The sequence below is a fragment of the Vibrio sp. NFR genome (assembly GCF_027587095.1).
GTDB lineage: Bacteria > Pseudomonadota > Gammaproteobacteria > Enterobacterales > Vibrionaceae > Vibrio > Vibrio harveyi.
The window spans coordinates 109,245-117,854 of sequence record NZ_JAPPTN010000014.1 but is presented as its reverse complement, the minus strand read 5'-3'; the positions used below and the strand labels follow the sequence as shown (position 1 = coordinate 117,854).

Genomic DNA, 8,610 nt, shown 5'->3' with positions numbered 1-8,610 from the left:
TAAATTTGAAGAAGCCCACTCGAGAGAGTGGGCTTTTTTTACATTTGGAGCAAAGTAAATCTGATCACCAGAGCCCTTCTTATAAAGTCGCACCACTTTCCAATCCCTGTATATCTTTCCTGTGACTAACTTGATCATGAGATAGTGCTAACGCATTACCTAACCTCTCACAATGCCACTACTTCCCATTGTCTTTAGAACAGCCTCAAACTCGCTATTAAAACACATCGAGCTTGTGTTTAGTCCTATGACTCGATTAGGCAAAAGAACTGCGTGTGAGTGTTTTGGAGAGTGCGTGGATAAGTTGATGTAAAGTAAGGGGGATGAAGAGCGAAGGGCTAAGAAACCTTTTGGATATTTAGGTTTAAGGAGTGCTGTATTTTGACATCAGGAATACAGTCGTGATGAAGTGTTACTTGGTTGCGTCCAGAGTGCTTTGAGTAATACATGGCTTTATCAGCGTTAATCATGAGCTCTTTAGCATTAGATACTTGTCCGTCATATTCTGCGACACCAATACTTACGGTTGTGCTGATTTCGATACCATCAACTTGGCATGGGGCGTTTTGAATCGCACCTCTGATCCTTTCTGCTACATCATAGGCTTGAATCGCGCTGGTGTTGACTAAAATCACTGCAAACTCTTCTCCTCCTAAGCGACCAATAAAGTCAGTGCCACGGATTGCTCGTTGGCATATCTTTGCTACATGGTTGATCACCTGATCTCCGGAGAAGTGACCGACTTGGTCATTTATCTCTTTAAAGTGGTCAATATCGATCATGACGCAGGAGAGTGTTTGAGATAGGCGAGAATGCGAGTTCAGAGCTTTATCTAGGCTGGTTAAGAATGCTCGTCGATTCATTACACCAGTTAGCTCATCAGTCTCTGAGAGCTCTTTCAAGCGCTTTTCAAGTAGGTGTGTTTTCGTTACGTCACGAACAGACCAAATTACCCAACTTTCGTCGCCTTGTAAGCTTTCAACAGGTTTGATGATCGCTTCAAACCAGGTTTCCTCTGGGTTGTCTAACGCTTCTAGCTCTTCTATTGGCATTAGTAGGTGGTCTTGTAGTGCGATGCTGTATTTGACGACTTTTGGCTCATTAGAGCGAATTACATCATCAATATAACTTATTAATTCAGAAGCTTTACTTGATGACAAAACATCGTTTAACGAGAGGTTAGTGTAACTTTCGGCATTGAATTTCTTTGAGTGGTAAGTGCCACCAAAGCTTTCAATATAGCGACCGTTTTCATTGAGGATAAAGACATGATCAGGGAGAGTATTCAGAATGGCGTGAAGCCAATCTTCCCTTTCTTTGTAAATCATGAGGTTAGTTCCTTTATCCAATGTAAGTCTTTGATTATATCTGTTTATATTGAGTTCACAATCAATACTGATCACAGTTCAATGTATCAGGCTTGACTAATGTTTGTACAAAGGATTGGTAAGAGAAGGTAAGGGAGGATGAAATACAGGATAGCGAGGAACAAAAAATAAAAAAGGCTTAATCATTGCTGACCAAGCCTTTTTTACAAAAATACTGTATGAACCTATTAGTTCATGCCGTACTTTTTAAGTTTTTTGCGAAGAGTACCGCGGTTGATACCCATCATAGTTGCTGCGCGAGTTTGGTTACCGCGAGTGTACTGCATGATGGTATCTAATAGTGGCTGTTCAACTTCAGCTAGAACTAATTCGTATAGTTCTGTTACTTCCTGGCCGTTTAGTTGAGCTAGGTAGTTTTTAAGAGACGCTTTAACAGAGTCACGTAAAGGCTTTTGAGTAATCTGGTCTTGTGACGTTACTGTAGTTACTGTTAATGCTTCTGAAGTCAGATTTTGTTCGAACATATTCGGTCTAGCTCTTCTCTTAATTATGATGCAACGTTATCAAAATAACCTTCTAACGCCTCAAGTTGCAGCTCAGCTGCGTCGATAGCGTTGAAGGTACGGCGAAACTCACTTGCTTGTTCATGTTCCTTTAGATACCACCCAACGTGCTTGCGCGCGATACGTGGACCTAAAAACTCTCCATAGAAATCATGCAGAGCGTTAACATGACCAAGCATAATGGCTTTCACTTCCTCACTTGGAAGCTCATCCATTGTGGTGCCGTTTTCCAAATAGTGATGGATTTCCTGGAAAATCCAAGGACGACCTTGGGCAGGGCGTCCAATCATTAAAGCGTCTGCACCGGTGTACTCCAGTACAAACTTCGCTTTCTCCGGGCTATCGATATCACCGTTTGCGATAACCGGAATGGATATAGCGTGTTTAACCGCTTTAATGCTGTCATATTCGGCCTCACCTTTGTACATACACGCTTTTGTTCTGCCATGCAGTGCAAGAGCCTGTATGCCGCAGTCTTCGGCTAATTTAGCGATGTGAACACAGTTTTTATTTTCTGTGTTCCAGCCAGTACGGGTCTTTAACGTTACAGGAACGTCTACCGCGTCCACTACCGCAGTCAAAATCTCTTTGATGATGTCTGGGTATTGAAGCAGTGCAGAACCCGCCAGCTTCTTATTCACTTTCTTTGCTGGGCAGCCCATGTTGATGTCGATGATTTGCGCACCGTTTTCAACACTGAATTGAGCCGCATCGGCCATAAGCTGTGGATCGGAACCGGCAATCTGTACAGAGCGAATGCCCGATTCGCCTTCATGTACCATGCGCTGTTTCGACTTTGACGTTCCCCATAGTTTCGGGTTAGCAGACATCATTTCACTGACGGCCATTCCCGCACCATAGCGAAGACACAACTCGCGAAACGGTCTATCCGTTACACCAGCCATAGGGGCTACGATTAGATTGTTCTTAAGTTGATAGTTTCCGATTTTCAAAACGTCATCACAGTTCTGTACCAGCAAGGGCGCGCATTTTACGCATTTTTTTACTGCGTGAAAAGACTAATATTTGAGCATTTACAAATTGTTTTTGTAATTTGTATGAAATTCAAACAATTAGCCCTGAAAACCTTGTCTAGCCTTGCTTACGACCAGAGATACGACACCATTCACTTTGCTCTACAATTGGGTCAATGTGAAGCTCGTCACGGTAATGGTTTGCTACATCCTCTGCTTGAGTGTCTAAAACACCCGACATCGCAAGGTCACCATTTGGTTTCACCAAACCTTTAATTATTGGTGCTAGTTCACGTAGAGGACCAGCAAGAATGTTCGCAACCACAACGTCTGCAATTAGACCTTCAGGTTGGTTTTGAGGTAGGAACACTTCAAGTTGATCGGCAACGCCATTACGTTCAGCGTTGTCGCGAGATGCTTGTAGTGCTTGAGGATCAATGTCGATCCCGATAACTTTTTCTGCACCTAGTTTGATCGCTGCGATCGCTAGGATGCCTGAGCCACACCCGAAGTCGATAACCGTCTTACCTGATAGATCGAGACCTTCTAGCCACTCAAGACACAATGCCGTAGTTGGGTGAGTTCCTGTACCGAATGCAAGACCCGGATCTAGCATTACGTTTACTGCGTCTGGCTCTGGAATTTCACGCCAGCTTGGGCAAATCCATAGGCGTTCGCCGAACTTCATTGGGTGGAAGTTTTCCATCCACTCGCGTTCCCAGTCTTTGTCTTCTAGCTGTTCTACTTTGTAAGCAAAATCGTCAGTAAGCATGCCGCTTGCTTTGATTTGAGTGATGATGAAGTTTGTATCAGCTTCTGCATCGTACAGTGCCAGAATGTCAGTATCGCCCCATAAGCGAGTTTCGCCAGGTAGAGGTTCGAATACAGGCGTATCCTGCGCGTCTAGGAATGTTACAGACAGCGCACCAGTCTCTTCCATTAGCATGTCGCCGATTTGCTCAGCGTTTTCATTGGTCGCGTTGAGTTTGATTTGAATCCAAGGCATTTGTTTTTGCTCTTAAAGTGAATGAAGTGGCGCAGAGTTTACCAGAACTCTACGATTTGTTTGAGTATAGACTTTATACAAAACAAAAATGCCCACAGATGTGGGCATTTATCATGAGGTTAGCGAAGGCTTATTGTAGGCCTAGCTTCTTCTCTAGGTAGTGAATGTTTGCACCACCGTGCTGGAAGTTCTCATCATTCATGATTGATTCTTGTAGAGTAACGTTAGTCTTGATGCCTTCAATGATCATCTCGCCTAGTGCGTTCTTCATACGTGCAATCGCTACATCACGGTTCTCACCGTAAGTGATCAGTTTACCAATCATTGAATCGTAATGAGGTGGTACTGTGTAGCCTGTGTAAATGTGAGATTCCCAACGAACACCCATACCGCCTGGTGCGTGGAAGCGTTCAATCTTACCTGGTGAAGGTAGGAAGCGCTCAGGGTCTTCTGCGTTGATACGACACTCAATCGCATGGCCGCGGATCTTGATGTCATCCTGAGTGAATGACAGTGGTTGACCTGCTGCTACGCGTAGCTGTTCTTTAATTAGGTCAACACCGGTAACCATTTCTGTTACTGGGTGCTCAACCTGAATACGAGTGTTCATTTCGATGAAGTAGAACTCACCGTTCTCGTATAGGAATTCGAACGTACCTGCGCCGCGGTAACCGATTTCTAGACATGCACGTGTACAACGTTCACCGATGTATTTACGCATCTCTTCAGTGATACCTGGTGCTGGAGCTTCTTCAACAACCTTCTGGTGACGACGCTGCATAGAACAGTCACGTTCACCTAGGTGGATAGCACCGCCTTGACCATCAGCAATCACTTGTACTTCAACGTGACGAGGGTTTTCTAGGAATTTCTCCATGTAAACCATGTCGTTGTTGAACGCCGCTTTTGCTTCTGCACGCGTCATAGCGATAGCTTGAACAAGTTCCGCTTCAGAACGTACAACACGCATACCACGACCACCGCCGCCACCAGAGGCTTTGATGATTACTGGGTAGCCGATACGCTTAGCGTGAGCTTTGTTTTTGTCTTCGTCGTTATCTAGTGGACCGTCAGAGCCTGGTACACAAGGAACGCCTGCTTTTTTCATTGCGTTGATTGCGGACACTTTGTCACCCATCATACGGATGGTGTCTGCTTTAGGACCAACGAAGATGAAACCGCTACGCTCTACTTGTTCAGCAAAGTCTGCGTTCTCAGATAGGAAGCCGTAACCCGGGTGAATCGCAATTGCACCCGTAACTTCTGCTGCAGAAATGATACGAGGGATGTTTAGGTAGCTGTCGATACCACGAGCAGGACCGATACATACTGTTTCGTCTGCGAGTAGTACGTGCTTAAGATCGCGGTCAGCTGTTGAGTGAACTGCCACAGTCTTAATGCCTAATTCTTTACAAGCGCGAAGGATACGAAGTGCAATTTCACCTCGGTTCGCGATGACTACTTTATCTAGCATAAGGCAAGCCCCGCTTATTCGATTACAACTAGTGGTTGGTCGAATTCAACTGGTTGGCCGTCTTCAACTAGGATTGCAGTTACAACACCTGATTTGTCCGCTTCGATTTGGTTCATCATTTTCATTGCTTCAACGATACATAGTGTGTCGCCAGCATTTACGCTCTGACCAACTTCAACGAATGATTTCGCGTCTGGACTTGGTGAGCGGTAGAAAGTACCAACCATTGGAGAAAGAACTTGGTGACCTGCAGGAACTGCTGCTGGCGCTTCTGCTGCCATTGCTGGTGCGTCTGCTACTGGAGCTGCTGCCACTGGTGCAGGTGCTGCTACTGGAGCTGCTGCGTAATGAACTGGTGCTGGAGCCGCTGCAGGGCCACTACGACTGATGCGTACTGACTCTTCACCTTCAGAGATTTCTAGCTCAGCAATGCCAGATTCTTCAACTAACTCGATTAGCTTCTTGATTTTACGAATATCCATCTTTTCTTTCTCTTTTATCTTGTGATTAAGACAACCCCAAAGGGCTGCAGAGTGTTTGGTTTACTTTGCCTGCAATTTCGCGATTGCTGCAGACAGAGCGAATTCATAACCTTGTGCACCTAAGCCACAAATCACTCCTTCTGCTTTATCAGACAGATAAGAGTGATGACGGAACGGCTCACGAGCGTGAACGTTCGATAGGTGCACTTCGATAAATGGGATGGCTACGCCAAGTAATGCATCACGCAGCGCGACACTGGTATGAGTGAAAGCCGCTGGGTTGATGATAATGAAGTCCACTTTGTCATATGCAGCGTGGATAGCTTCAATCAGTTCGTACTCACGATTCGATTGCAGGTGTTCAAGTTCCACCCCAGAGTTGTGAGCTTGTTCAGTCAAAGCGTCAACAATCTGTGCTAGGGTGTTGTTACCGTAATGTGTCGGTTCACGCAGACCTAATAGATTAAGATTTGGTCCGTTTAGAACTAGAATCCGTGACTTTGCAGACATTATGTTGCTATCTTCCTTTATCGTGAGTGGAACGTTTATATTCCCAAATATACGATAATTCAGCACGATTTTTTTGTTAAAACCGAGCAAATTTTAAAAAATCGACCAAGATTATAGCTAATTCACAGCAATTAGCAGCAATTTACTGGTCTAATCTCCCAATAACCCCCGCCGTTTCTGTAACCAAGTTAACAAAAACAACATAATTGCCATGTGCTTTCTGTGGTTTATTTTGCGTCCACGCACAAAAAAGCCACCATATGCAATGGTGGCTTTTAGGGCTAGCGTTTAAAACAGGGGCTGGGTGTTATGCCAGTTCTGCTTTCTCTGCAATTAGCTTGTCTACAACACTTGGATCTGCCAGTGTCGAAGTATCACCTAGGTTGCTGGTATCACCCGTTGCAATCTTACGTAGGATGCGGCGCATGATTTTACCGGAGCGAGTTTTTGGTAGAGAGTCTGTCCAGTGCAGCACGTCTGGTGTCGCGATTGGACCTATCTCTTTACGTACCCAGTCTTTCACCTCTTTGTGCAGCTCAGCTGATGGGAACTCACCATCATTAAGCGTGACGTATGCGTAAATTGCCTGACCTTTGATGTCATGAGGGATACCGACAATCGCTGCTTCCGCAATTTTATCGTGTGCAACCAGTGCTGACTCAATCTCTGCGGTACCCATACGGTGACCTGAAACGTTCAGTACGTCATCTACACGACCTGTGATCCAGTAATAGCCGTCTTCGTCACGACGTGCGCCATCACTGGTGAAGTACATGCCTTTGAAGGTAGAGAAGTAGGTTTGCTCAAAGCGCTCATGGTCGCCGTAAACAGTACGCATCTGACCAGGCCATGAATCAAGGATCACTAAGTTACCTTCTGCTGCGGTCTCTTCAATGATGTTACCCATGTTGTCCACTAGCGCTGGTTGTACGCCGAAGAATGGGCGAGTTGCAGAACCTGGTTTAAGATCGGTTGCACCTGGTAGTGGCGCAATCAAGATGCCGCCTGTTTCTGTTTGCCACCAAGTATCAACGATAGGTGAGTTTTCATTACCAATGGTCTTGTAGTACCACTCCCATGCTTCTGGGTTGATAGGTTCACCTACTGAGCCCATTACACGCAAGCTTGAACGAGATGTTCCGGCTACCGCTTCGTTACCTTTCGCCATTAGGGCGCGAATCGCTGTTGGTGCAGTGTAGAGAATGTTTACTTGATGCTTATCAACCACTTCACTCATGCGAGCCGTGCTTGGGTAGTTTGGTACACCTTCGAAAAGAATGGTCTTCGCACCGTTCGCCAGTGGACCGTAAATTAAGTAAGTGTGACCTGTAATCCAACCCACATCCGCAGTACACCAGAACGTTTCACCTTCTTGGTAATCGAACACGTATTTGAAGGTCATGGTTGCGTACACTAGGTAACCACCTGTAGTGTGCAGCACGCCTTTTGGCTTACCTGTTGAGCCTGAAGTGTAAAGAATGAATAGAGGGTCTTCCGCTTTCATCTCCTCAGGTGGACATACGTCAGAAACGACAGCCGTTGCTTCGTGCCACCAAACGTCACGGTGCTCGTGCCAATCAATGTTGCCACCCGTGCGTTTTAGAACGACAACTTTGTCGATGGTTTTTACTTCTGGGTTTGTCAGTGCTTCATCAACGTTTTTCTTCAGTGGTACTGCGCGACCACCACGAACGCCTTCGTCAGCGGTGATAACGATTTTCGCGTCTGAGTCGATGATACGACCGGACAGTGCTTCTGGCGAGAAACCACCAAATACCACGGTATGAACCGCACCAATACGCGTACATGCCAGCATTGCGATAGCCGCTTCTGGCACCATTGGCATGTAAAGACAAACCACGTCGCCTTTGTGCACGCCTTGCTCTTTTAGTGCGTTAGAGAACTTACACACTTCTTTGTGTAGTTCTTTGAATGTAAGGGTTTTGTCGTCGGCAGGATCATCGCCTTCCCAGATGATCGCGACTTCATCGCCACGCTCGGCAAGGTGGCGGTCAATACAGTTTGCAGATACGTTCAGCGTGCCGTCTTCGAACCAACGAATGTCGACGTGACCAGTATCGAAAGAGGTGTTTTTAACTTGAGTGAATGGCTTAATCCAATCGACAACTTTACCGTGTTCGCTCCAGAAGCCTTCAGGGTCGCTTACCGACTGCTGATACATGGCTAGGTAAGTGTCATTATCCGCATGCGTATGGTTTTTAATATTTTCTTTTACCGGATAAACGTGGGCTTCGCTCATGGCTTCTCTCCTT

At 45.8% G+C, this 8,610-nt stretch carries 8 protein-coding genes; all 8 read right to left on the bottom strand.

Features of this window, described 5'->3' with window-relative positions:
* Window positions 1–338 precede the first annotated feature (338 nt).
* Window positions 339–1,328, bottom strand: a complete 990-nt coding sequence (locus OH463_RS22175) for a sensor domain-containing diguanylate cyclase (protein WP_269992662.1) — start codon at window positions 1,326–1,328, stop codon at window positions 339–341.
* Between the two features lie 227 nt (window positions 1,329–1,555).
* The gene (gene fis, locus OH463_RS22170; RefSeq protein ID WP_000462885.1) at window positions 1,556–1,852 is read right to left on the bottom strand and encodes a DNA-binding transcriptional regulator Fis; all 297 of its coding nucleotides are present in this window, start codon (window positions 1,850–1,852) and stop codon (window positions 1,556–1,558) included.
* A gap of 23 nt (window positions 1,853–1,875) precedes the next feature.
* Window positions 1,876–2,844 carry a tRNA dihydrouridine synthase DusB gene (dusB, locus tag OH463_RS22165; RefSeq protein ID WP_005448258.1) on the bottom strand — a complete coding sequence of 323 codons (969 nt, stop codon included), beginning with the start codon at window positions 2,842–2,844 and terminating at the stop codon, window positions 1,876–1,878.
* Window positions 2,845–2,983: 139 nt separating this feature from the next.
* The gene (gene prmA, locus OH463_RS22160) at window positions 2,984–3,871 is read right to left on the bottom strand and encodes a 50S ribosomal protein L11 methyltransferase (RefSeq protein ID WP_009698909.1); all 888 of its coding nucleotides are present in this window, start codon (window positions 3,869–3,871) and stop codon (window positions 2,984–2,986) included.
* A gap of 130 nt (window positions 3,872–4,001) precedes the next feature.
* Complete coding sequence (gene accC, locus OH463_RS22155; RefSeq protein WP_005440401.1) at window positions 4,002–5,345, bottom strand: acetyl-CoA carboxylase biotin carboxylase subunit; 1,344 nt, start codon at window positions 5,343–5,345, stop codon at window positions 4,002–4,004.
* Window positions 5,346–5,359: 14 nt separating this feature from the next.
* On the bottom strand, window positions 5,360–5,827 hold the full coding sequence (gene accB / locus OH463_RS22150; protein ID WP_009698908.1) for an acetyl-CoA carboxylase biotin carboxyl carrier protein: 468 nt from the start codon (window positions 5,825–5,827) through the stop codon (window positions 5,360–5,362).
* 60 nt (window positions 5,828–5,887) lie between these two features.
* Window positions 5,888–6,337, bottom strand: a complete 450-nt coding sequence (gene aroQ / locus OH463_RS22145) for a type II 3-dehydroquinate dehydratase (protein WP_005448261.1) — start codon at window positions 6,335–6,337, stop codon at window positions 5,888–5,890.
* 307 nt (window positions 6,338–6,644) lie between these two features.
* Complete coding sequence (gene acs, locus OH463_RS22140; protein WP_269992660.1) at window positions 6,645–8,597, bottom strand: acetate--CoA ligase; 1,953 nt, start codon at window positions 8,595–8,597, stop codon at window positions 6,645–6,647.
* Between the last annotated feature and the right edge of the window lie 13 nt (window positions 8,598–8,610).